The sequence below is a fragment of the Lysobacter sp. H21R4 genome, from assembly GCF_015277535.1.
In the GTDB taxonomy this organism is placed as follows: Bacteria; Pseudomonadota; Gammaproteobacteria; order Xanthomonadales; family Xanthomonadaceae; genus Novilysobacter; species Novilysobacter ciconiae.
In genome coordinates, this window is the sequence record NZ_CP063772.1 from 2773436 (window position 1) to 2797560 (window position 24125).

At 68.5% G+C, this 24125-nt stretch carries 23 protein-coding genes; 9 read left to right on the top strand and 14 right to left on the bottom strand.

Annotated elements, in window-relative coordinates:
* Positions 1 to 52: 52 nt before the first annotated feature.
* The 4 genes from INQ40_RS12580 to INQ40_RS12595 all read right to left on the bottom strand — a co-directional run bounded on the left by INQ40_RS12580 (position 53) and on the right by INQ40_RS12595 (position 3058).
* Positions 53 to 919, bottom strand: coding sequence for a CoA ester lyase (locus INQ40_RS12580; protein ID WP_194340703.1), 867 nt, complete (start codon positions 917 to 919; stop codon positions 53 to 55).
* Positions 916 to 1794: a polysaccharide deacetylase family protein gene (locus INQ40_RS12585; protein WP_194340704.1), complete on the bottom strand. Its 879-nt coding sequence runs from the start codon at positions 1792 to 1794 to the stop codon at positions 916 to 918. The genes INQ40_RS12580 and INQ40_RS12585 overlap by 4 nt, the downstream gene beginning before the upstream one ends.
* Positions 1795 to 1869: 75 nt before the next feature.
* Positions 1870 to 2742, bottom strand: coding sequence for an SDR family NAD(P)-dependent oxidoreductase (locus INQ40_RS12590; protein WP_194340705.1), 873 nt, complete (start codon positions 2740 to 2742; stop codon positions 1870 to 1872).
* Positions 2743 to 2749: 7 nt separating this feature from the next.
* Positions 2750 to 3058: an REDY-like protein HapK gene (locus INQ40_RS12595; protein ID WP_194340706.1), complete on the bottom strand. Its 309-nt coding sequence runs from the start codon at positions 3056 to 3058 to the stop codon at positions 2750 to 2752.
* A 142-nt stretch (positions 3059 to 3200) separates the two neighbouring features.
* Here INQ40_RS12595 and INQ40_RS12600 point away from each other — a divergent pair, with 142 nt between their 5' ends.
* The 6 genes from INQ40_RS12600 (at position 3201) to prpB (ending at position 9814) form a co-directional block, all read left to right on the top strand.
* Positions 3201 to 4442 (top strand): MFS transporter, encoded by a 1242-nt coding sequence (locus tag INQ40_RS12600; RefSeq protein WP_194340707.1) that lies wholly within the window; start codon positions 3201 to 3203, stop codon positions 4440 to 4442.
* A gap of 71 nt (positions 4443 to 4513) precedes the next feature.
* Positions 4514 to 5188 carry an isochorismatase family protein gene (locus INQ40_RS12605; RefSeq protein WP_228482033.1) on the top strand — a complete coding sequence of 225 codons (675 nt, stop codon included), beginning with the start codon at positions 4514 to 4516 and terminating at the stop codon, positions 5186 to 5188.
* A complete protein-coding gene (locus INQ40_RS12610) occupies positions 5185 to 6129 on the top strand; it encodes a polysaccharide deacetylase family protein (RefSeq protein ID WP_194340708.1) in 945 nt (314 codons plus the stop codon). Before INQ40_RS12605 ends, INQ40_RS12610 begins: the two co-directional genes overlap by 4 nt.
* Entirely contained in the window at positions 6126 to 7085 is a 960-nt protein-coding gene (locus INQ40_RS12615) for a polysaccharide deacetylase family protein (RefSeq protein WP_194340709.1), read from the top strand. Before INQ40_RS12610 ends, INQ40_RS12615 begins: the two co-directional genes overlap by 4 nt.
* A 114-nt stretch (positions 7086 to 7199) precedes the next feature.
* Positions 7200 to 8882, top strand: coding sequence for an electron transfer flavoprotein-ubiquinone oxidoreductase (locus INQ40_RS12620; protein ID WP_194340710.1), 1683 nt, complete (start codon positions 7200 to 7202; stop codon positions 8880 to 8882).
* A gap of 44 nt (positions 8883 to 8926) precedes the next feature.
* Positions 8927 to 9814 (top strand): methylisocitrate lyase, encoded by an 888-nt coding sequence (gene prpB, locus INQ40_RS12625; RefSeq protein WP_194340711.1) that lies wholly within the window; start codon positions 8927 to 8929, stop codon positions 9812 to 9814.
* Positions 9815 to 9890: 76 nt separating this feature from the next.
* On the opposite strand, the gene INQ40_RS12630 is transcribed toward prpB, so the two are convergent.
* From INQ40_RS12630 to INQ40_RS12655, 7 genes are all read right to left on the bottom strand, one after another.
* On the bottom strand, positions 9891 to 11744 hold the full coding sequence (locus INQ40_RS12630; protein ID WP_255524271.1) for a BCCT family transporter: 1854 nt from the start codon (positions 11742 to 11744) through the stop codon (positions 9891 to 9893).
* A gap of 36 nt (positions 11745 to 11780) precedes the next feature.
* A complete protein-coding gene (locus INQ40_RS13110; RefSeq protein ID WP_228482035.1) occupies positions 11781 to 11969 on the bottom strand; it encodes a hypothetical protein in 189 nt (62 codons plus the stop codon).
* Between the two features lie 256 nt (positions 11970 to 12225).
* On the bottom strand, positions 12226 to 12399 hold the full coding sequence (locus INQ40_RS12635) for a DUF5668 domain-containing protein (protein WP_193985043.1): 174 nt from the start codon (positions 12397 to 12399) through the stop codon (positions 12226 to 12228).
* Positions 12400 to 12440: 41 nt separating this feature from the next.
* Complete coding sequence (locus INQ40_RS12640; protein WP_194340712.1) at positions 12441 to 12848, bottom strand: hypothetical protein; 408 nt, start codon at positions 12846 to 12848, stop codon at positions 12441 to 12443.
* Between the two features lie 71 nt (positions 12849 to 12919).
* Positions 12920 to 13126: a hypothetical protein gene (locus INQ40_RS12645; RefSeq protein WP_194340713.1), complete on the bottom strand. Its 207-nt coding sequence runs from the start codon at positions 13124 to 13126 to the stop codon at positions 12920 to 12922.
* Positions 13123 to 14466 (bottom strand): sigma-54 dependent transcriptional regulator, encoded by a 1344-nt coding sequence (locus INQ40_RS12650; protein ID WP_194340714.1) that lies wholly within the window; start codon positions 14464 to 14466, stop codon positions 13123 to 13125. The genes INQ40_RS12645 and INQ40_RS12650 overlap by 4 nt, the downstream gene beginning before the upstream one ends.
* An 83-nt stretch (positions 14467 to 14549) precedes the next feature.
* Positions 14550 to 18758 carry a chemotaxis protein CheB gene (locus INQ40_RS12655; protein ID WP_228482036.1) on the bottom strand — a complete coding sequence of 1403 codons (4209 nt, stop codon included), beginning with the start codon at positions 18756 to 18758 and terminating at the stop codon, positions 14550 to 14552.
* Between the two features lie 276 nt (positions 18759 to 19034).
* Between INQ40_RS12655 and INQ40_RS12660 the strand changes: the two genes are divergently transcribed.
* Positions 19035 to 19415 carry a KGG domain-containing protein gene (locus INQ40_RS12660; RefSeq protein ID WP_194340716.1) on the top strand — a complete coding sequence of 127 codons (381 nt, stop codon included), beginning with the start codon at positions 19035 to 19037 and terminating at the stop codon, positions 19413 to 19415.
* A 115-nt stretch (positions 19416 to 19530) separates the two neighbouring features.
* Positions 19531 to 19743, top strand: coding sequence for a hypothetical protein (locus tag INQ40_RS12665; protein WP_194340717.1), 213 nt, complete (start codon positions 19531 to 19533; stop codon positions 19741 to 19743).
* Positions 19744 to 19797: 54 nt separating this feature from the next.
* On the opposite strand, the gene INQ40_RS12670 is transcribed toward INQ40_RS12665, so the two are convergent.
* The 3 genes from INQ40_RS12670 to INQ40_RS12680 are packed head-to-tail and all read right to left on the bottom strand — an operon-like array spanning position 19798 to position 23093.
* On the bottom strand, positions 19798 to 21249 hold the full coding sequence (locus tag INQ40_RS12670; protein ID WP_194340718.1) for an aldehyde dehydrogenase family protein: 1452 nt from the start codon (positions 21247 to 21249) through the stop codon (positions 19798 to 19800).
* Positions 21242 to 22285: a nitrilase-related carbon-nitrogen hydrolase gene (locus tag INQ40_RS12675; protein WP_194340719.1), complete on the bottom strand. Its 1044-nt coding sequence runs from the start codon at positions 22283 to 22285 to the stop codon at positions 21242 to 21244. The genes INQ40_RS12670 and INQ40_RS12675 overlap by 8 nt, the downstream gene beginning before the upstream one ends.
* Positions 22286 to 22313: 28 nt before the next feature.
* Entirely contained in the window at positions 22314 to 23093 is a 780-nt protein-coding gene (locus tag INQ40_RS12680) for an enoyl-CoA hydratase/isomerase family protein (protein ID WP_194340720.1), read from the bottom strand.
* A 66-nt stretch (positions 23094 to 23159) separates the two neighbouring features.
* Here INQ40_RS12680 and INQ40_RS12685 point away from each other — a divergent pair, with 66 nt between their 5' ends.
* A complete protein-coding gene (locus INQ40_RS12685) occupies positions 23160 to 23951 on the top strand; it encodes a GntR family transcriptional regulator (RefSeq protein WP_194340721.1) in 792 nt (263 codons plus the stop codon).
* Positions 23952 to 24125: the final 174 nt, after the last annotated feature.

Here is a 24125-nt window from a genome sequence, read left to right on the forward strand (position 1 = left end):
GCGCGCCCGTCGGCTGTGACGGGCGGAGCGACATGGATCGGGGCCGGGACGATCAGCCCGCGCGGGCGCCGTGCACGCCCAGGGCGATGGCGCGCTCGGCGGCGATCTCGATCGGCCGGTCAACGAGCTTGCCGTCCAGCTGGATCGCCTCGCCGCGGTTGGCCTGCAGGGCGGCCACCACGCGCCTGGCGCGCTCCAGTTCCTCGACGGTCGGCAGGTAGCGCTGCTGGATCGGATCGACCTGGGCGGGGTGGATGGCGGCCTTGGCGGTGAAGCCCAGCGCGATCACCCGATCGGTCTCGGCGACCAGTCCCGCCTCGTCCTTGATGTCCAGGTACGGCACATCGATGCAGCCGATGCCGGCCTCCGCGGCGATCACTGCCAGCTGTACGCGGGGATGGAAGAAGCTCTCCCAGCTGGCGCGGCCGCGCAGGGCGACGATGAAATCGAAGCCGCCGAACATCAGCGCCTGCAGGCGCGGCGTGGCGGTGGCAATCGCACGCGCATCCAGCAACCCGCGCGGGGTTTCGATCTGCGCGATCAGGCCGGTGTCGGTGCCGGCGAGTGCGGCGTCGGCGTCCAGCAGTTCCTGCACCGTCTCGACCTTGGGCAGCATCACGAACGCGGGCGCCAGGCCCGAGGCCTTCAACTCGGCCAGATCCTTGCGGCCCAGCTCGGTGGAGAGTGGATTCAGGCGCAGGCCGATCTCGCTGTAGGACGCGGGAGTATCCGCCAGGAAGGCGAACACCGAGGCGCGCGCGCTGTCCTTGTCGCCCGGCGCCACCGCGTCCTCCAGATCGATGCAGACCTGGTCGGCGCCGGTGGCGATCGCCTTGGCGTAGCGCTCGGGGCGCGAGCCGGGCACGAACATCAGGCAGCGACGGGGATTGACCATCGCATCGGGCGAGGACGTGCTCACGGCGCGATGACCTGCTGGTCGCCGTGGGCGATGAAGTGCTCGGCGATGCCGCGGCGGGTCGCGTACCAGACCTTGGGTTTGCTGGCGACGTACTGGAAGAACTTCTCCAGCGCGCCGATCCGGCCGGGGCGGCCGATGATGCGCAGGTGCAGGCCGATCGACATCATCCGCGGTGCACTGGCGCCTTCCTCATACAAGGTGTCGAAGCTGTCGATGGCGTAGTCCAGCCAGTCCTTTGGCAGATACGACGGCGCCAGCCACATCTTCATGTCGTTGGTGTCCAGCTGGTAGGGCACGATCACCATCGGCCGGTCGCTGCCGTCCACCGGCGCCCAGAACGGCGCGTCGGCCGAGTAGTCGTCCATGTGGTAGAGGAAGCCTTCCTCCTGCAGCAGGCGGCGGGTGTCGGCGGTGTGCAGGTAGCGCGACAGCCAGCCCACCGGGCGGGTGCCGGTGGTGCGCTCGATGCTGTCGGCGGCCTTGCGGATGAACTCGCGCTCCTGCTCTTCGTTGAGGCGGAACTGGTGGATCCAGCGCCAGCCGTGCGAGCACGTCTCGTGGCGGCTGCCATGCAGGTAGGCGGCAATCTCCGGGGCGCGCTCCAGCGACAGCGCGGCGGCCGTGTAGGTGCTGGTGACGTCGTACTTGTCCAGCAGCGCGGCAATCCGTGCGTGGCCCTCCTTCACGCCGTAGCGGTAGTTGGACTCGTTGCCGTAGTTGCGGATCGGCTTGGTCAGGCTGACGGCGAGCTCATCGACCGGCTCGGTGATCCTGTCGCCCTCGCCGATGCTGTACTCCGAGCCTTCCTCGACATTGACCACGACCGACAGCGCGAGTCGGGCGTCGTTGGGCCAGGCGTAGGTGCTTTGGGACATGGAACCCTCCGGTTCTGCCGTGCGCGCCTTGCGGCCCGCATCAAATGGAATCGCCGCGCGGTGGACGCGTCGCGCTCAGTGGGTCTCTTCGCCGCCGGAGACGTTCATCGCCTCGCCGGTGACGTAGGCGCCGTCGTCGGAACACAGGAACGCGCAGGCCGCCGCGGTATCGCCCGGCAAGCCGGCCCGACCCAGGGGGATGCGCGCGCGCATCTGGGCCAGATAGTCCTCGACACTCAGGCCGCGCAACCTGGCGAAGTACTCGTTCTGCCAGGCACCCAGGCCGGTGGTGACGTGGTTCGGGCAGATCGCGTTGGCGGTGATGCCGTGCTCGCCCAGCTCAATCGCACTGACCCGGGTCAGGCCGACCACGCCGTGCTTGGAGGCGCAGTACGCGCCGGCATGCGGCACGCCGGACTTGGCCGCCTGGGAGGCGATGTTGACGATCCGGCCGCCACGGCCCTGGGCGATCATCGCCTTCGCGGCGTGCTTGGTGCACAGGAAGCTGCCGCGCAGGTTCACGCCCAGCACCGCGTCCCATTCCCCCACGTCCATGTCGACGATGGATTTCATCAGGTAGCCGATGCCGGCGTTGTTCACCAGGATGTCGATCCCGCCGAAGCGCTCCACCGTGCGGGCGATGACCGCCTCGACCTGGCTTTCCTCCAGCACGTCCAGCGCCATCGCAATGCACTCGCCCCCGGCGGCGGTGATCGCGGCGGCGGTGCGCGCCATCTCCTCGTCGGTGCCGATCGCATCGACCGGCATCTGCGCGCCGCGGCCCTGGCCGATATCGGTGATCACCACCCTGCAACCCTCGGCGGCGAGGCGGCGGGCGATGCCCTCGCCCAGGCCGCCGGCACGGCCGGCGCCGGTGATCAGGGCGACCTTGCCCTTGAGTTCGCTGTAGCGGGGCGCGGGCAGCGACGAGGAAGTTTCAGCGGTCATGGCGGTCTCAGATCGACTCGGCGAGGATGAAAATCGGGTTATCGGCAAACTGCTGGAACTGCGCCGCGCCGGCCTGCACCTGCGGCGCAGACAGGTCGGCGGCGAACGCGGCCATGTCGGGCACCCGCAAGATCTCGATGTACTCGTAGGGCGGCTTGCCCTCGCCGATCAGCAGGCCCTTGCTCCGCAGCACCTCGAAACTGTCCATGGACGAAAGCGCATTGACCGTCGGCACGTCGTGCTCGCGCGCCCACTGCTCGAAGTCCGCGGCGCTGGCGCCGGGCTTGAGGTTGAAAAGAACGATCACGGTATTCATGGCTTCCTCCGGGGCAATCGACTGTGGCACACTTTGTCCGGACAAAGTGTAGGCATGCCATCCGTTGCCGGTCAACGCCAGGGAGCGAATCCGCCCTCCGGCGTCCCTGCTACCCCACGAACCAACCTGCAGAGGTACGAGAATGAAGCGCTACTACCCGTGGCTGATGGCGATAATGGGGATGCTGGTCCTGCTGACCTCCAACGGCCTGATCGTGACCGGCCTGACCGCCTTCGACGAGTCGCTGCTGAAGGAGTTCGACTGGACCCGCAGCCAGCTGAAGATGCGCGACCTGATCACCCTCGTGCTGGCCGGCTGGCTGGGGCCCTTCATCGGCGCGATCATCGACCGCGCCGGCCCGCGCCGGCTGATCCTGGGCGGCATCGCGCTGCTGGGCGCGATGTACTTCGCCTACGCCTTCGTCAATTCGCTGACGCACCTGTACCTGATCCACGTCGGCTTGGGCGTGGTGCTGGTCGCCGCCGGGCTCAACGTCGCGGTCATCTACGTCTCGCAGTGGTTCAGCGTGCAGCGCGGTACCGCCATCGGCATCGCGCTGGTAGGGACCAGCCTGGGCGGCATGATCTTCCCGCCGCTGGCGGTGCACCTGCTGAAGACCATGGACTGGCGGACCGCCTTCATGTGGGAGATGGCGATCCCGGCCACCTTCCTGGTGATCGCCTACTTCCTCGTGCACAGCCCGAGCGAGAAGAACATCAAGCCCTGGGGCGCCGACAAGGTGGCGGCCAAGGCGGTCGCCGATGCGGCGGCCAACATCGCCACCCTGCCCGACCTGACCTACAGGCAGGCGTTGCGCACGCGCACCTTCTGGGCGCTGGCCACGGTCGCCATGACCACGTTCTTCTCGATCATGGCCGTCTCGCAGAACCTCTTCCTGCACATGCGCGACCTGCAGTTCACCCCGGTCCAGGCCGGCTCGGCACTGAGCCTGATGTTCGGCCTGGCGATGGTCGGCAAGTTCCTGTTCGGCATGCTCGCCGACATCCTCTCGGCCAAGGTGGTGTTCATCGTCAACCTGCTGATCATGGCCTCCGGCGCGGCGGTGCTGGCGACCATGCGCCCGGACTTGGTCTGGTACGCGCTGATCCTGTTCGGCCTGGGCTGGGGCGGGCTTTACACGATGATCCAGCTGCTGGCGGTCAACGCGTTCGGCCTGTCCTCGGCCGGCAAGATCCTCGGCACCGTGACCTTGCTGGATGCGACCACGGCCGGCCTGGGCATCTGGATGGCGGCGAAGATCTTCGACATGACCGGCAGCTACAAGCCGGCTTTCCAGCTGGTGTTCGTGCTCATCGCCGTGGCCCTGGTCATGTCCACCCTGGTGCGCGACGAGCGCGCCCGCCTGGCCCGGCTCGCGTCCTGACCCTTCACCGAGCACCTGTTCACTGACTTCATGTGCCCTGACTTCATGTTCCCTGACTCCAGGAGAATCCCATGCCTGTAATGGAAACGTCCGACCTCACTGCGCGCCAGTACTGGGCGCAGGTCAAGGCCAACCGGAACCGCGCGAAGTTCGGCTTCGGCCAGCGTCCGGCGATCGTCAACATCGACGTCCAGCGCGCCTACACCGACATGGATGCGTTCAAGACCGCATATGAGACCGACCCGCGCCAGATCGAGCACATCAATACGCTCTCCGCGCTGTTGCGCGAGCGCGGCCTGCCGGTGATCTGGACCTACGTCGCCTACGCCGAGAACGGCGAGGACGCCGGGGTCTGGGGCACGCGCACGAATACGCCCGACTCGCTGCAGAACATCAAGCACGGCTCCGAGCGCGCCCAGCTGGATCCCCGCGCCGACGTGCAACCCGGCGACATCGTCATGCACAAGCTGATGGCCAGCCCGTTCTTCGAGACCAACCTGTGGTCGCTGCTGACCTTCCACCGCATCGACACGCTGATCATCACCGGCGGCTCGACCTCGGGCTGCGTGCGCGCCTGCTCGGTGGACAGCCTGTCGCGCGGGTTCCGCACGATCGTGGTGGAGGAGTGCGTGGCCGACAAACACGAGATCCCGCACTTCGCCAACCTGGCCGACATCATGCTCAAGTACGCCGACGTGGAGTCGGTGGACGAGGTGACGTCGCAGCTGCGCCAGCTCACGCCATGAGTACCGGCGCGCCCACGCAGAAGGCCGATCCGGGCCTGTACGACTACTGGCCCTACGACAGCCGGCCGAAGATCCAGTGGCCGGGCGGGGCGAAGGTCGCGTTGTGGATCGCGCCCAACATCGAGTTCTACGAGCTCGACCCGCCGCCCAACCCGCAGCGCAAACCCTGGCCGCGTCCGCAGCCCGACGTGCTGGGTTACGCGACCCGCGACTACGGCAACCGGGTCGGCCACCAGCGCATGATGCGGGTGATGGACAAGTACGGCCTGCGCGGCTCGGTGTCGCTGTCGGCGGCGACGCTGATCCATCACCCCGAGGTGATCGCGCTGGCGGCCGAGCGCGAGTGGGAGTTCTTCAGCCACGGCATCTACAACACCCGCTACACCTACGGCCTGTCGGAGGCGCAGGAGCGGGAGATGATCGAGGAGTCGATGGCGCTCATCGCCCAGCACACCGGACAGCACTGCGACGGCTACCTCGCCCCGGCGCTGTCGCACTCCAACGCGACCATCGACCTGTTCGCCGAGGCCGGCGGCCGGTACACCTGCGACCTGTTCCACGACGACCAGCCCACGCCGGTGCGCACCCGCAGCGGCCAGCGTTTCGTTTCGGTGCCCTACTCGCTGGAGCTCAACGACACGATCACCTACGTGGTCAACAAGATCGAGCCGCGCCGCTACGGGCAGATGATCAAGGACGCCTTCGACCGGCTGTACGCGGAAGGCGCGGAGAGTGGCACGGTGATGTGTGTGCCGCTGCACGCCTACCAGGTCAGCCACCCGCACCGGCTCGCCGCGTTCGAGGACGCGATGGACTACATCAGCCAGCACGACGGTGTGTGGAAAACGACCGGCCGTGAGATCGCCGCGCACTACCTGGAACACCACTACGACGAGGCGCTGGCGTCGATCGACGCCGTGGCGCAGGAGCAGACGGCATGAGCCTTGGCCCCGACTACCTGCAGTACCCGCGCCGCCGCCACGGCATGGACCACGACCGCTACGCGTGGTCGATGCTGGCCGAGCGCGCGCCGGTGGCCTGGCCGGACGGCAAGGCGCTGGCGCTGTGGCTGAACCTGAGCCTGGAGCACTTCCCGCTGAACCCGGCCGGCGAAGGCTTCAAGGCGCCCGGCAGCATGACCATGCCCTACCCGGACCTGCGCCATTACACCTTGCGCGACTACGGCAACCGGGTCGGCGTGTTCCGCGTGCTGGAGGCGCTCAAGCAGCACGACCTGACCGCCAGCGTCGCGGTCAATGGCGAGCTCGCCGAGCGCTACCCCGCGCTGCTGCGCCGCGTGCAGGCGACCGGTTTCGAGCTGCTCGGTCACGGCTGGAACATGGACTGCGTGCACTACGGCGGTCTGGACGAGACGCGCGAGCGCGAGTGGATCCAGCGCAGCCTGGCCGCGCTGGCGCCCTACACCGGCGCGCCAATCCGCGGCTGGCTGTCGCCGGCGCGCTCGCAGTCCGAACACACGCCCGAGTTGTTGCGCGAGGCCGGCATCGACTGGTGCGCCGACTGGGTCAACGACGAGCTGCCCTACGCCTTCAATACCGACCACGGCCCGCTGTCCATCCTGCCGCTGTCGCTGGAGCTGGAGGACCGCTTCATCGTCGGCGACAACCTGCACAGCGAATCCCAGTACGCCGACCAGGTGATCGACGCCTGCGAGTTCCTGCTCGCCGAGGCCCGCGACACCGGCCAAGGCCGGATGCTCGCGCTCAACATCCACCCCTGGGTGATGGGCCAGCCGCACCGGATCAAGCACCTGGAACGCGTGTTCGCGCACCTGGCCTCGCGCGCGGATTCGATCTGGAACGCGGCGCCGTCGGCGATCCTGGCCGCCGCGTCGCCCAACGCGACCGGGACCGCGAACGCGAGTCACGCAAGCTAGCGTTTCGCGTCTTCAGCCGCCGCGCGGGATAATGGCTGGCATCCCGCCGCTGCAAAGACGTTCCCAGCCACTCCTGCATGCGCTCCACGGCGCATCATCAGCAATGGAACCGCCATGACCCCGGAAGACCTGAACGCCACCTACGGCCCCCGCGAATCGATGGAGTACGACATCGTCGTGGTCGGCGCCGGCCCGGCCGGACTGGCCACCGCGATCCACCTGCGCCAGCTCGCCGCCAGCAAGGGCAGCGAGGTCTCGGTGTGCGTGCTGGAGAAGGGCTCCGAGCCGGGCGCGCACATCCTCTCCGGCGCGATCATGGACACGCGCGCGCTGGACGAGCTGCTGCCAGACTGGAAGGAGCGCGGCGCGCCGCTGCGCCAGCCGGTGACCCGCGACGAGTTCCTGTTCCTCAGCGAGACCGGCGCCCGGGCGACCCCGGCCGCGTTCCTGCCGGAGTGCTTCGACAACCACGGCAACTACGTGATCAGCCTGGGCGAGTTCACCCGCTGGCTGGCCGGCCAGGCGGAAGCACTCGGGGTGGAGATCTTCCCCGGCTTCGCCGCTGACGAGGTGCTCTACAGCGACGCCGGCGCGGTGATCGGCGTGGCCACCGGCGACATGGGCCTGGACAAGAACCGCGAGCCCGGCCCGCAGTTCCAGCGCGGCATGGAGCTGCACGCCAAATACACCGTCTTCGCAGAAGGCTCGCGCGGCCACCTGGGTCGCCGCTTGATCGAGCGCTTCCAGCTCGACCGGGACTGTGACCCGCAGAGCTTCGGCCTGGGCATCAAGGAATTGTGGGAGGTCGATCCAGCCAGGCACGAACCCGGCCTGGTGGTGCACACCGCCGGCTGGCCGCTGGATTCGGACACCTACGGCGGCTCGTTCGTCTACCACGCCGATGACAACAAGGTCGTGGTCGGCTTCGTGGTCGGCCTGGACTACACCAACCCCTGGCTGAGCCCGTTCCAGGAATTCCAGCGCTTCAAGACCCACCCCTCCATCCGCAAGCACCTGGAAGGCGGCAAGCGCATCTCCTACGGCGCCCGCACCATCACCGCCGGCGGGCTGATGTCGTTGCCCAAGACCGTGTTCCCCGGTGGCGTGCTGGTCGGCTGCGAAGCCGGCTACCTCAACGCGAGCCGGATCAAGGGCAGCCACGCCGCGATCAAGACCGGCATGCAGGCGGCCCAGGCCGCATTCGATGCCCTGGCCGCGGGCCGCTCGCATGACGAGCTGAACGCCTATCCGGCCGCATTCGAAGCCAGCTGGCTGCACGACGAGCTCAAGCAGTCGAAGAACTTCAAGCAGTGGTTCAAGAAGGGCCGCACGATCGCCACCCTGATGACCGGCATCGAGCAGTGGCTGCTGCCCAAGCTGGGCATCCGCAATCCGCCGTGGACGCTGCGCCACGCCAAGGCCGACCACGAGTGCCTGGATCCGGCCGACAAGCGCGAGAAGATCGACTACCCCAAGCCCGACGGTGTACTCACCTTCGACAGGCTCAGCTCGGTGTTCCTCAGCAGCACCCACCACGACGAGAGCCAGCCGGCGCATCTGACGCTGAAGGATCCGGCCGTGCCGGTGGCCATCAACCTGGCCGAATACGCCGGTCCGGAGGCGCGCTACTGCCCGGCGGGCGTGTATGAATTCGTCGGCGAGCCGGGTGCGGAGAAGCTGCAGATCAACTTCGCCAACTGCGTGCACTGCAAGACCTGCGACATCAAGGACCCGACCCAGAACATCGTCTGGGTCGCCCCGCTCGGCGGCGACGGTCCCAATTACGCCAAAATGTAAGCGCGCGGCCACGCGCCGCCCCATCCACCGACATCGAGAGCCCCATGACCGCAAGCACGAGCCCCGGCGCCCGTTTCCGCCAATCCCTCAGCGAAGAGAAGCCGCTGCAGATCGTTGGCACCATCAACGCCAACCACGCGCTGCTGGCCAGGCGCGCGGGCTATCGCGCCATCTATCTGTCCGGCGGCGGTGTCGCGGCTGGGTCGCTGGGCCTGCCCGACCTGGGCATCAACACCCTGGATGACGTGCTGACCGACGTGCGCCGGATCACCGATGTCTGCGACCTGCCGCTGCTGGTCGACATCGATACCGGCTTTGGCCCCAGCGCGTTCAACATCGCCCGCACGGTGAAGTCGCTGATCAAGGCCGGCGGCGCCGCCTGCCACATCGAGGACCAGGTGGGTGCCAAGCGCTGCGGCCACCGCCCGGGCAAGGAAATCGTCTCCAAGGGCGAGATGGTCGACCGCATCAAGGCGGCGGTCGATGCCAAAACCGATCCGGATTTCTTCCTGATCGCGCGCACCGACGCGATCGCCTCGCACGGCGTGGATGACGCCATCGAGCGCGCGATCGCGTTCGTGGAGGCCGGCGCCGACGGCATCTTCGCCGAGGCCGCCTACGACCTGCCGACCTACCAGCGCTTCGTGGATGCGGTGAAGGCGCCGGTGCTGGCCAACATCACCGAGTTCGGCCAGACCCCGCTGTTCACCCGCGACGAGCTCGCCTCAGTGGGCGTGGCAATGCAACTGTTCCCGCTGTCCGCCTTCCGGGCGATGAACAAGGCCGCCGAGGCCGTCTACACCGCCATCCGCAGCGACGGCCACCAGAAGAACGTGGTCGACACCATGCAGACCCGCGAGGAGCTGTACGACCGGATCGGCTACCACGAGTTCGAGCAGAGCCTGGACAAGGTCTTCAGCGACGCCAAGTAGGCGCGCACGGGGCGGCCGGCCGGGTCAAGCGTTGCATGAGGAACCGCAATGGAGCGCCCGGACCCGGATCAAGGGATCAGTCCGTGGCTTCCCCGGCGCCGCGCGCCTGCGACTGGACCGCCTCCGCCCGGGCGGCAAGGTATGCCTCGTAGCGCTCCAGCACGTCGTCGATGACCTGCGGCCGGGTCAGGCCCATCAGGTCATAGCCGCCCGAGCCCGATCCGGTGACCACTTCCAGGCGGTAATAGACGTCCGTCTGGCGCGCCATCTTGCCGCTGAAGGTCGGTACCGGCGCCTCGACCACGGCGACCTGGTACTGGAACGGCCGCTGCGCCTCCGGCGACACCCGCAGCACTGGCTCGGCAATGCCCAGGGCGTTGGTCACCGATTCGCTCTGCACCTGGTAACCCTCGTTGCGGAACTCGGCGGCGACCTCTTCCAGCGCCGGCCGCACGGTCCGCTCCAGCAACTGGCTGGCCTCGCGCAAAGACGGGAACGTGAGCAGGTGGCCCAGCCGCTGTTTCCAGGAGCGCTCCGGCACCGGCCCGCCGCTGGGCGCGATGGACGGCTTGCGCAGCACCGTGCCCTCGCGCTCGGCGCGTTCCATCCCCAGCGCCTTGTAGAACGAGGCCATCACCAGGTAGGCGATGATCGTCACCGGCAGGGCGAAGATCAGGGTGGCGTACTCCATGGTCATCACGCCACCGGCGAGCAGCATTGCGATGGTCAGCACGGCGGTCAGCAGCGCCCAGAAAATGCGCAGCCACTTGGGACCGTCCTGCGCGGGATCCGGGATGGAGGTGGAAAAGTTCGACATCACCATCGCCCCGGAATTGGCACTGGTGAGGTAGAACAGCAGTCCGGAAAAGGTCGCCAGGATGATCAGGAAGATCGCACCCGGGAACAGCTCCATCAGTGCGTACCAGCCGCGCTCGGGGCTTGCCACCGCCAGCTCGGCGAATCCAGTGTTTCCCTGCAGCACCTCGTACAGCGCCGAGTTGCCGAACAGCGACACGATGATGAAGTCGCACAGCACCGGCACGGTGATCGCGGCAATGACGAATTCGCGCAGCGTGCGTCCGCGCGAGATCCGCGCCAGGAACACGCCGACAAACGGCCCCCAGGCCAGCCAGAACGCCCAGAAAAACAGCGTCCACGATCCCATCCACTCGCTGCTGCCGGGCTCGTAGGCGAAGGTCTGGAACATCCGCGCCGGCAGCGTGACCAGGAACCGGCCCACGTTTTCGACCAGCGCATTCATCAGGAACGCGGTCTGGCCGGCGACGAGGATGAACACCATCATCGCCAGCGCGCTCCACAGGTTCAGCTCGGAGATCCAGCGCACGCCCCGGTCCACCCCGGAGGTGGTGGCCGCGATGGTGACCGCGACCGCGCCGATCACCAGCGCGATCTGCAGCGTCAGGCCGGCCTCCAGACCAAAAATGCGCGCGAAGCCGACGCTCAGCAGGACCACGCCGATGCCCATTGACGTGGCCACGCCGAATACCGTGCCTACCAGCGCGATGATGCTGATGCCATGGCCGAGCGGGCCGCTGACGCGTTTGCCCAGCAGCGGATACAGCGCGGCGCGGATCGACAGCGGCATGTCCCAGCGGTAGGCGAAATAGCCCATCGCCATGCCCAGCAGCGCGTACACCGCCCAGCCGGCGATGCCGTAGTGGAACATCGTCCACACCACCGCATCCTGCAACGCGGCCGAGGAGACGCCGTCGCCCGCGGGCGGGGTCAGGTACTGCACGACAGGGCCGGTCACGGAAAAGAACAGCAGGTCGATGCCCACGCCGGCGGCGAACAGCATTGCCACCCAGGTCGTCAGCTTGTCCTGCGGCCGGGAATCGTCGGGGCCGAGGCGGATATCGCCTTCCCTGGACACGGCCACCCAGACCACGAATCCGATCACCAGCGCCATCGTCAGCACGTAGTACCAGCCAAGGTTGGAGGCGAATTAGTGGACGACCAGGCGCATGGTGGTGCGCGCGCCATCGGGCATGAAGATCGCCCACACCGAGAACGCGAGAATCACCGCCGAGGCGATGACCAGCACGCTCCAGTTGATGTGGGCCTTGCCGTCGCCGACCAGTTCCTGGCGACCCTTGCCCAGGTCGCCGCGCGATACCGGTGCCTCGTCGTCCACCCGCCTGGGGAGACGCTGGGTGCCGCCGAAACGGCTGCGCTCAATCGGCGCCGGAGGTCTGGAGCCCGCCTAGCCCGGTGTTGCGCCATGCGCACCAGGCTGCGAACGCTTCTCGTCAATCGGCTCGTTCGTCATCGGCTGCCACGTCCACTTGTTGGATCCGCGTGATCCTAGATATCGCGACGGCTCGGTTGCGTGAATCCGGCCCGCCTGCTCATCGGGGCAGCATCGGCGCTAGCGCGCCGGGGCGTCGCGCTCAACCGCGCGAGCGCCGCTGCACGATCATGCCCACGCCGATGACGATCAGCACCGCCGGCCACCATTCCGTGACGAGCGGCCGGATGTTGGGCAGCCAGCCCTGTTTCTGGAGCAGGAAGTAGGTGCCAACGGCAATCAGCACATAGGCGCCGGTCAGTGAGTTGGAGCGCATGGGATCGTCCTGTCGGAGCCTGCGGCTGGATTAATGGTCGCCTAGGGTACCCCGACTGCGGACTCTCGCTGCATCCTTGCCAGCAGCTTGCCGGAGACCTGCAGGTTCTTCGCCGGCACGATCAACCCGGACTCGAACGGGGTCAGGAACACCGTCATCAGGATCATCGGCACCAGGCCGATGGTGCGCGCCACCGGGTCGATGGCGCGGCAGGTCCGGTGGACACGTGCCGCGTAGACAATCACCGGAGGCACGGTGATCAGCGCCAGCCAGATCGAGGTGGTGGCCACGGTCCGGGAGGCGTGGAAGACCGCCGTGAGAACCATCGCCCCGAACCAGAGCACGTGAACGATGTAGCTCACCATCAGCCGCCGCCGTTGCCTGTGCAGCGTCGAAGCGAGCGGGTGTCGCCATTCGTCGGTGAGCGATGTCGCCGCCACTGCCTCCATTCTGCCCACCTGCCAGAGAGGATCGCGTCCGTGTGGACCGTTGCACGGAGTGTGCCGCAAGCCAGCGGACTTCAGCGCGACCGGCGCACGGTCCGCGGCTGGCTCACCAGTTGCTGGCAGGCGCTGCAGGCCTGCTCCAGGTCGTCGAGGAACTCGATCGCGCGGTCGAGTTCGCCCTGTGCGAGCAGGCCACGTACCACGGCGGCCGACAGAACGACCGTGTTGAGCGCGTTGCGCAGATCGTGCAGCCAGTCGCGGTCGGATTCGGGCGCGCTCATGCCGGCGCGTCGGACGTCCTGCCGTCCTCGGCCTCGAGGCGGGCAAGGTGGTTGTGCACGGTGCGCACGCTGATGCCCAGTGCACGCGCGGCGGCGGTCTTGTCCTGGTCGAAATGGGCCAGCGTCTTCAGCAGGGCGCGGCGCTCGATCTCGGCCAGGGTGGTGCCGACGGTGAACACGATGGTGGAGTCGGTCTCGGTCAGCACCGGCCGCGGAGGCGCCGGCCGCACGGTCAGTGCATCGCCGGGCTCCAGCAGGTAGGCGCGCTGGACGGCGCTGCGCAGTTCGCGCACGTTGCCCGGCCAGGCGTGGCGCAGCAGCAGGCCTTCGGTCCGCGGCTTGAGGTAGCGGCTGCGGTGGTAACGCGTATTGAGCCGATCGATGAACATGCGCGCCAGCAGGATCACGTCGTCGCCGCGCTCGCGCAGCGGCGGCAGGGTGATGGGCACATCGGCCAGGCGGTAGTACAGGTCCTCGCGCAGGCGTCCGGCCTCCACGGCAGCCAGCGGGTCGCGGTTGGTCGCCGCCACGACCCGGACCGGCACGGGGATCGCATCGGATCCGCCGACGCGAGTGACGGTCCCGGTCTCCAGCACGCGCAGCAGGTAGACCTGCAACTGCGCCGGCATCTCGCCGATCTCGTCCAGCAGCAGGGTGCCGTGCGCGGCCTGCTCGAACACACCGATGTGGCGACCGTGGGCGCCGGTGAAACTGCCGCGCTCGTGGCCGAACAGCTGGCTGGCCAGCAGCTCGTGGGGCACGGCCCCGCAGTTGATGGCGACAAACGGGCCACTGCGTCCGCTGAGCTCGTGCAGCGCGCGGGCGGCGACTTCCTTGCCGGTGCCGCTCTCGCCGTCGATGAGCACGGTCGCCTCCGAAGCCGCTACCTGGACCAGGGTGTCGGCGACCTGCTGCATGGCCGGCGAGCGGCCCACGAAACCGTCCAGCCCCGGCGGCCGGCTGGGCACGGACTTCTTCCAGCGACCCGGCGATGACTGCTCCAGCAGCCTGGCCATCTGCGCCGGACACAGCGGTTTGAGGATGTAATCCATGACCGGCGCGGAGACCGCGCGCATCGCCGATTCGATGCTCGGGCTGCCGGTCACCACCACCACCTGCCCGTGCTCGGCCAGGTCGATGTCGGCCAGCAGGTCCATACCGCGCCCATCGGGCAGCTCCAGGTCGAGGAGCAGCAGGTCGGCGCGGATGTCGGGGATCTTTTCCCGCGCCTCGGCCAGGGTATGCGCGGCGTGGACCTGGTAGCCGTGCTGGCGCGCCATCTCGCTGGCGGCGCGGACGAAGCTGCGGTCATCGTCGAGAATGAACAGGGTGGGTTCCAAGACGGCCCTCCCGCGGGTTGGATTCCGAGCGTAGGCCCGGCGCAGTTAACGCGCTGTTGAACGCCTGCTGTATTGGGACCGGCTCAAGGGCTGGAGCCTGAACGGTTCACCTTCACCACCTCGTCCATTTCGCGCAGCAAGTCATCCACGCGGACCGGCTTGCCGATGTGGCCGGCAAACCCGGCCTCCCCGGACTGGCGCGCGTCGTTCTCGCCGCCAAAGCCGGTGACGGCGATGACCGGAACGTCCGCGGCCGATGGCCGTTCGCGCAGCTTGGCCAGCAGCTGGTAGCCGTCCATGTCCGGCATGCCCAGATCGGTGAGCACCACATCCGGGGGCCGGCCCGCCGCCAATTGCAGGGCTTGCTCGCCGCTGCTGGCGGCCAGCACGTCCACCCCTTCCAGGCGCAGCAACGTGGCCAGCGCATCCACCGTCTGCGGGTCATCGTCGACGATGAGCACGCACAGGCCGGTGCCTGCGCCTGCCGGGTGGTCGTGGGTGCTTGCGGCGGGCTCAGTCAGCGACGCCGCCTGCAGCGGCAGCCAGACGCTGAAGCACGCCCCTTTGTCGGGTCCCTGGGAGCGCGCCTGCACGCGTCCGCCGTGCAGCTCGGCCAGCTGTCGCACCACCGACAGGCCGATACCCAGTCCGCGCTGGTGGCTGGCGGCGCGCGCGCCGCCCTGACCGAACATCTCGAAGATGCGTGGCAGCGCGTCGGCGCTGATGCCGCGCCCGTTGTCGATGACGTCCAGGCGGCCGAAGTCCGCCTCCGCGCGCGTGCGCACCCGCACCCGCCCGCCGGCGCTGCTGAACTTGACCGCATTGCCCAGCAGGTTCCACAGGATCTGGTTGAGCCGGGCGGCATCGGCGATCACCATCACCGGATTCTCCGGGCACTCGGCCAGCAGGCGGATGTCGGCGGCCGCGGCCTCGGCCGACATCGCCTCCACCGCCGCCTGCGCCGCCGCCGCCAGATCCACCGGCGCCAGGTCCAGGCTGAGCTTGCCAGTGCGGATGCGCGACAGGTCCAGCAGGTCGTCGACGATGCGGCCCTGGGCGTGGGCGGCGCGGCACACGGCATCCAGCGCGCGCGCCGCGACCGGCTCGTTGCGCAGCTGCGGCGCCATGGTGCGACCGATCAGCTCGGCATTGACGCTGATCAGGTTCAACGGGTGCTTGAGTTCGTGCGAGACCACGGCGAGGAACTCTTCCTTCACCGCCAGGCTGGCCTTGGCCGCGGCGTGCGCGGCGCGCGAGCGGGTCAGCTTCTCCTCGCTGAGCTCGCGCAGCTCGTGCTGCACGGTCGCATCGCGGGCGATCTTGACGTAGCCACGCAGGCCGTTCACGTCCACCGGGGTCATCACGCCGCTGCAGAAAATCCGGCTGCCGTCCTTGCGCAGGTGCCAGCAATCGTCACTGGCCCGCCCGTACAGGCGCGCGTTCTCCATCTCATCCTCCGGCTTGCCGGCCGCAACATCCTCGGGCACGAACAACGCATGGATCCGCTTGCCCTTCATCTCCCCGTCCTCGTAGCCGAACACCGCCTTGGCGCCGCTGTTCCAGCCGATGATGTAGCCGTCCACGTCGGTGGCGACCACGGCGAAGTCCGCCGACTGCAGGAACGCCAGGCGCATGTCCTCCTCTCCGCGGACGATCTCCTCCTGCGCCCGGCGCAGCGGGGTGACATCCACCAGGGTCAACACCACGCCTTCGATGTGGCGGCTGCCGGCCAGGTAGGGAAGGATGCGGCAGATCAGCCAGCGACCGTCGTCGGTGCGCACTTCCTGCTCGATGGTCTGCAGCGTCTCCATGACCGCCAGCATGTCCGCTCGCAGTCCCGGATAACGAAGGCGGTTGCGGATGTCGAACAGGTCGCGGCCCAGGTCCGAGGCGATCAGGCTGAACAGCGACTCGGCGGCCGGCGTGTAGCGGCGCACGCGCAGCTGGCGGTCGATGCACAGAGTGGCGATCTCGGTGGCGGCGAGGAAGTTCTTCAGGTCGTCGTTGACCCGCTCGGTTTCCTCGACCTTGGCCTTCAGCTCGGCATTGACCGTGAGCAGTTCCTCGTTGATGGCCTGAAGCTCCTCGTTGGAGGCGCGCAATTTCTCGGCCGAGAGGTTGGACTCCTCCACCGTGGCCTGCAGCTGCTGGCGGGTGTCCTGCAGGGCCTGCTCAAGCTGCCGGGCCACCGCATCGGTGGACAGCGCGACGGCCTTGGCCGAGCTCTCCGCCGCGTCGGCGTCCGTCCGGGCGAAGAGCACCAGCATGAATTCCGCGGCCGCCGTCGGCGCGACATCGCCGGCGCCGTCCAGGACCACGCCGGCGCCCGGGTCCACCCGGAAGGGGTGGACGGTCAGCGTCACCAGCGTGGCGTGGCCGTCGGCCTGGCGGCGGACCGGCCGCGCGGTCACCCGCTCGCGGGTCTGCGCAGCCTGGAACATCGCCATCCGCAGTTCCATGCGCAGGTCCGGCTCGACCAGCGCGGCGAGGTTGTGCGAGGGCACCCCGGCGGCGTGGCGCAGGTAGCGCGCCACGCCCTGGGTCATGTGCACGATGGCCCCCGTCGAGTCGACGATCGCGCTGGGCGGGGCATACGCCTCCAGCACCTGCTGGTGCAGTCCGGCAAAGCGCTGCGGCACATCGGCCGGGGCGCGCAGCGGCGCGGCCGGCAGCGCCGGAATCCGCAGCGGCACCGAGGGGATGCGGCGCGGCAGGCTTCCGCCCGGGCGGGCGCGGTAGATGCGGTGCTTGTTGTCGACCGGCTCGAACAGCCCGCCGGCCGCCTCGGGCGTTTCCGCGGAACCCAGGAAGAGCATGCCGCCCGGCCGCAGCGAGAAATGGAACATCTCCAGCAGCTTTTCCTGGATCTCGCGGCTCAGGTAGATCAGCACGTTGCGGCAGCTGATCAAGTCCAGCCGCGAGAACGGCGGGTCGCGCAGCATGTTGTGGGCGGTGAAGAGCACGCGCTCGCGCAGCGGCTTGCGGACCTGGTAGTGGTCATCGGCGACGGAGAAAAACTCGCGCAGGCGGCGGGGCGGGACGTCGCTCAGAATCGACCGTGGATAACACCCCCGGCGCGCCAGGGCGATCGCGCGCTCGTCGATGTCGGTGGCAAACAGCTGGAAGCCGTCCGCGATGCCGAAGCGCTGGGCCTCGTCCTGCAGCAGCATGGCCAGCGAATAGGCCTCCTCACCGGTGGCGCAGCCGGGCACCCACACGCGCAGGCGCTCGGGCCCGTCGATGCGCTGGTGCTGGCCGCCTGCGCCCTGCACGGCGGGCTGCGGGCTTGCGGCGGCGCTACTGCTGCCGTCGTCAGCGGACGCACTGCACGCCTGCGCCAGGCGCTCGAACATCGGCGGGATGATGTCGCGCTCCAGGGTGTCGAACGCCTCCCGGTCGCGGAAAAACCGGGTCACGCTGATCAGCATGTCGGCCAGCAGCGGCGGGGTTTCCTCCGGGTGCGCCCGCAGGTAGTCGCGGTAGCTGGGCAGGTCGGCCAGCATGCGCACCTGCAGCCGCCGCTCGATACGCCGCAGCACCGTGGCGCGCTTGTAGTGGGTTAACTCGTGGCCGCTGCGTTCGGCCAGGATGGCGAGGATCTCGCGCAGGGCGGCTTCGCTCTCCGGTCCCTCGTCGCGGGCGACCGCCAGGGATGCCTCCGGATCGCCGCTGGGAGGCACGCTGATGTTGCGGGCGTTGCGCCAGACATCCAGCAGCGCCTGCGGCAGTTCCGCCGCCGGCAGCACGAAATCCACGCTGCCGGTGGCGATCGCATGGCGGGGCATGTCCGGATGCTCGGCATCCTCGGGCAGCTGGGCCATCGTCACCCCGCCCATTTCCCGGATCCAGCGCAGGCCGGCCGTGCCGTCGGATCCGCCGCCGGAGAGCACGATGCCGACCGCGCGTTCGCGGTGGGTGTCGGCCAGGGTGCGCAGGAAGTTGTCCACCGCCACCGGCGCCCCGCGCTGGCGCTCCTGGTCCCGGACCTCCAGGTGGCCATCGGCCATTGCCAGGTCCGAGCGCGGCGAGATCACGTAGACGTGGTTGGCTACCAACGGTACCGAGCCGGTCACCTGCTCCACCGGCATCCGGGTCGCGCGCTGCAGCACCGCGCCGGCATTGCTCTGGTGGCGCGGGGACAGGTGCAGCACCACCACGAAGGCCATGCCCGGATCGGCCGGCATCTGCTCGAAGAAGCGCTGCAGCGCGGCCAGTCCGCCTGCCGAGGCGCCCACGCCGACCACCGGGAAGGGCAGGCGCGCGTGTGCCGCGAGGTCCGCAGGCGGCGACATGGACGGTTGCGGCGAATCGGGCATCGCAGGGCTCCAGTGTTGCTCTGCGATGATGCGCCTTCGCGCTCCGGCCGTCACAGCCATCGTCCTGCCGTCCCGCTGCGCTCGCGACGTGGAAACTCCTTCCGCGCCATGCAGTTTTTTCACGCTTCGCTCCCGCGCCGCCCGCGGGGGACCCGCGCGGCTGCTGCCATCGGCGGTTGGCACGCAGCTTGCGCTTCCTTTCCTGTGTGGGCAGTGGCGTCCACGCACAGCAAAGTGGAAAGGAGCACTCAAATGCCGAGCAAGAGCAGCGACAACCAGAACCAGAGCAGGAGTGGTGGCAACGACTCCAGCAACCGCGGCTTCGCTTCCATGGATCCGGACAAGCAGCGCGAGATTGCCAGTGAAGGCGGACGTGCCGCCCATCAGAGCGGTCACGCCCACGAGTTCGACAGCGAGGAAGCGCGCGAAGCCGGCCGTAAGGGTGGGCAGGCCAGCCACTCCGGCGGCGGCAGCAGCCGCAGCACCAGCGGCAGCAGCGGCACCCAGAGCGGCAACGGAAACGGCAACCAGGGAGGCCGTAACCAGAGCAGCGAGCACATGGCCGATATCGGCCGAAAAGGCGGTGAACGCAGCCACGGAGGTGGCGGTGGCGGCAACAGCCGCAATCGTTAACAGGACCGGCCGGCCTCCGACGGAGCGGAGGCCGGCATCACTGCCCGACCATAAGGGCGACTGTGCCGGTGCGTCCGTCGTTCCATTGCGGGCCCCACCGCGAGAGGAGGGGAAGATGTTCATTCACAGCCAGGGCGAACAGGGGCTGGCGCGCATCCTGGGCGCGGAAGCAAAGGTGTTTTTCGGGGATGTGCCGTGGTCGCACGTGGCCTCGATCCTGGAGGCAAACTGGGAGCGCAGCCATACCGAGATCGCCTGGGCGGACGTGGCCTCGCTGGTCTACAAAGCCTGGCGCTCAGCGTCCTCCGCGAGCACGACCATCCAATAGATAGCGCGTCAGACGGCGCCTATGCGCACGTGCAAACGCGACGCGCAGCGCGCCTCAGCGCTGCGCCGGGGGAAACCACCAGGGGTCATCGACACCCGCATTCACCAGCACCGCCTGTGAGCGCACGAAGCGCCGGATAGACGCGCTGCCCATGCGTGAGCCGCCCAGCCCGGACTCCTTGAAACTCTGCTTCTCGGCGGTGTGGATCATGCCGGTCAGGCAGGCGTCGTTGATGCTGACGCCGCCGGCGTGCAGGCGCGCGCCCACGCGCACGGCGTGCTCGGTATCGCCGCTGAAGACCGCCGCGGACAGGCCGAAGATCGAATCGTTGGCGCGCGCGATCGCTTCCTCCTCGTTGGCCACGACCATGACCGGCAGGATCGTGGCGAAACTCTCCTCGCGGGCGATGGGCATGCTTTCATCCACGTCGACCAGCACAGTCGGCGGGCACCAGGTGCCGCCGTGTTCGGCCAGTTCGCCGCCGGTCAGGGCGCGCGCGCCGCGGACCTTCGCATCCGCCAGCTGCGCGCGGACGATGCCGATCTGCGCATCGGAAATGATCGGTCCGATCTGGCCTTCGCGCGGGTCGGGATGGGTCAGTTTCAGCGCGTTTGCCTGCTCGACCAGCGCGGCAATGAACGGCTCGGCGATCTTGGCGTCGACGTAGACACGCTCGATCGACATGCAGCTCTGGCCGCCGTTGACGAAGCCGCCCCACGCAATGGCGCGCGCGCTGCGGACCGGATCGGCGTCGGCCAGCACGAGCGCGGGATCCTTGCCGCCGAGCTCGAGCGAGCAGGGAATGAAGCGCGCCGCGCAGGCCTCGCCGACACGGCGACCGGTGCGCACGCTGCCGGTAAAGCAGATGGTGTCTACCGCGCCGATCACCGCCTCGCCGGTGCGCCCGTCGCCGGTGACGACGGCGAACACCGGCTGCAGCGCCGGCACCTGCGCCATCACCTGATCGAGCACGCTGGCGAAGCGCGAGGTCACCTCGCTGGGCTTGCACAGCACCGCGCAACCTGCGGCAAGCGCAGGAATGGCGTCGATCAGGCTCAGCAGCAGGGGAAAGTTCCACGGGCTGATCACGCCGACCAGTGGGTAGGGCACCAGATTCTGCCGGCTGTGCAGGAAGCCGATGCTGCTGGCCGCCGGCTCGGGTGCCTGCAGCAACGCGGGGGCATCGGCGGCCCAGCGGCGCAGCGCGCCCACGGTGCTGTCGACCTCGATCAGCGACTCGTTCCAGCGTCCGGTGTCGCGCAGCAGCGCTTCGGCCATCGGCTCGCGATGGCGCTCCAGCGCGTCGGCCATCGCCAGCAACGCATCGCAGCGCTTCTGCACGTCCAGCGCCGACCAGTCGGTCTGCGCCGCGCGCAGGCCTTGGGCGATCCGGTCGACTTCGGCCTTGGACACGACAACCAGCTGCCCGTCGCACTCGCCCGTGCTCGGGTCGCGCGTGGGAATGGTCTGCACCTTGGTGGCGGCAGCGGAAGCGGAATCAACCATTGCCAATTACCCCTGCGGTCTTCAGTGACTCAATGGTGGCGCGCTGGCGCTGTCCAAACTCGGCGCGCTCGGGAATGCGCAGCTCGCCGCCGGGCATCAGCGCGTTGGGCTGCATCGGCGCGGGCGCCAGGCCCTGCGCGATCGCGTCCTGCGGCAGGCGCGAGAGGATGTGTCCCATCCCCGGGCGCTCGCGGCGACGGCGCAGCGCGACGATGTCGATCTCGGCAAACGCCACCATCGACTCGCCGTCGCCGGCCTCCACCATGACCCGGCCCTGGTCGTCGACGATCTTGGACATGCCGTCGGTGCTCTGCGCCGGGATATCGACATCGACGATGCCGGCGGTGTTGGCCGAGACCACGTAGGCCATGTTCTCGAACGCGCGGGCGCGCTTGGCGATGTCCTTGGGGGTCAGCGCCGGGCTGCCGACCTCGCTGGTGGAGTGCAGCAATACCTCGGCGCCGCGCAGGGCGAGCGAGCGGGCGATTTCCGGGTACAGGATCTCCTCGGACGCCACGCAGGCCAGCCGGCCCAGCGGGGTGTGGGCGACCGGGAACACGCCGTCGATGCCATAAATGTCCAGGTACCTGTCCCAGACGTCATACGGGGTGGGCGCGAACAGCGACACCATGCGTCGGTAGCGCAGCACGGTGTTGCCTGCGTCATCGAACAGCACGCTGGCCTGGAAATAGAGGCCGGGGAAATTGGGATCGGTCTCGTAGGCGTTGCTGGCCACGTAGACCTTGTTCTCCTGCGCGACCTTGGCCAGCGCATCGTACTCGGGGCCGTCCATGGCGAAGGCGGCCTTGTCCGCCCAGCCCGGGATGGTGTCGCCCAGCGGGTAGCCGGTGGCGAAGTATTCGGGCAGCACGACCAGACGCAGGTCCTGGCCGATGAAGGCCTTGCTGCCGCGCACCTGGCGATCGATGCGGGCGATGTTGGCGGCGATCTTGCTGCGCGCGGCGGCCACGTCGGGGGCGGCGTTGACGGCGCGGCAGGTCGTCTGCAGTGCCAGGGCGCGGTAAACCTCGGTCATGTATTCGGTCCTGTGGATGCGATGGGGCTCACTGGAAATCGGGTTGGCGCTTGGCCAGGAAGGCGGCCGCGCCTTCGGCGAAATCGGCGCTGGCGAAGGCGTTGTCAAAGGCGGCGGTGGCGGCGGCGTGGCCGGCCTCGACGTCGCCGCCCAGGTACGCCAGCACCTGCTTGATGCCGGCGCGTGCGCTGGCCGAGCCGGACGCCAGCTCCGCCAGCAGCGTGGCCAGCGCGGCATCTACGCCGTCATCGCCGGCGATACGGTTCAGCAGGCCCCACTCCAAGGCAGTCGCGGCAAACAGCAGGCGTCCGGTCAGCAGCATCTCGCGCGCCCGGGCCAGGCCCACGGTATTGACCAGCCGGCGGCTGTCCTCGGGGCTGTAGACCAGGCCGAGCTTGGCCGGGGAAAGTCCGAAGCGGCTGCGGGTGCTGCCGAGGCGGAAATCGCAGGCCAATGCCAGCCCCAGCCCGCCGCCGACGCAGACACCGTCGATCACCGCGATGGTGGTCAAGGGCGAGCGCTGCAGGGCGAGCTGGGTGCGCTGGACCTGGGCGTTGCTCGCCACGAAGCCGGACGGATCGGCCAGCAGCTCGGCCAGCTCATCGATGTCGGCGCCGGCACTGAACGCGCCCGGCACGCCTTCCAGCACGAGCACGCGCGCATCGCTGGCATGGATTTCGGCGAGGCAGCGCTCGATGGCCGCCCAATGTACGCTTGCCAAGGCATTGCGCTTCGCCGGACGGTCGATCCGCAGGCGGGCTACCTTGTCCTCCAGCTGCCAACCGACCACGTCATTGCTCGCTTGCATACCGTTCCTTTTGCAGCGCACTTATGATCTATAGTTATAGCATTAAGGCAAGGATGGAAGCGCGCGATGACCGGTCAGGTAGTTCACTCGTTGCAGTCCCCCGATCTCAGGCAACTGCTGCGCCCTGACCTGCCGCTGCCGCTGTACCACCAGATCTTCAACATCCTGCGCGAGCGCGTGCTGGCCGGCGACCCGCCCCATGGAGCGCAGCTGCCCACCGAATTCGGCCTTGCCGAGACCTTTGGCGTCTCGCGCATCACCGCCAAGCGCGCCCTGGACGAGCTCGCCAACGCCGGCCTGGTGGAGCGCCAGCGCGGTCGCGGCACCCACGTCATCCATCGCGCCAGCCCCAAGCCCGTACGCGGACCGCTGATCGGCCTGCTGGAGAACCTGCACATCCTCGCCGAGGAGACCGAAGCCAAGGTCGTCGAGTTCGGCCGTGTCGCGCCGCCGCCGCGGGTGCGCGAGCTGTTCGCGCTGGAGCCTGGCGAGCCGCTGGCGCGCGCGGTGCGGGTGCGCAGCCGGGCCGGCACGCCCTTCGGCCACTACACCAGCTGGACGCTCACCGGCCATGGCGAATTCAACGAGCACAACTTGGCCACGACCTCGCGGCTGAAGCTGTTCGAACGCATCGGCATCCAGATCCGGCAGGTGCAGCAGACCCTGTCGGCGGTCAATGCCGATGCGGTGGTCGCGATGCATCTGGGCATGGATCCCGGCAGCGCCCTGCTGGCGCTGGAGCGCCACTCCTTTGACGAGTCCGGCCGTCTGGTCGACCTGCTCAACATCCTCTATCGCCCGGACCAGTTCAGCTACCAGATGACGCTGGACCTGGACGAGCCGTCCGGCGCGCGCTGACAAGCGACCCCCCGCGCGCAGACTTTCCTCTTCCCGGCGAAACGCTGTGCCGATCCGGCGCCCGCGCAACGCTGGCGGGACGGCCGTTGCAAATTGTCCGGACATTCATTGACCCGCTGCGCCTATTGATATATCGATAGGTCCAATCGAGCGGTTCAACGTCAATGAGTGTGG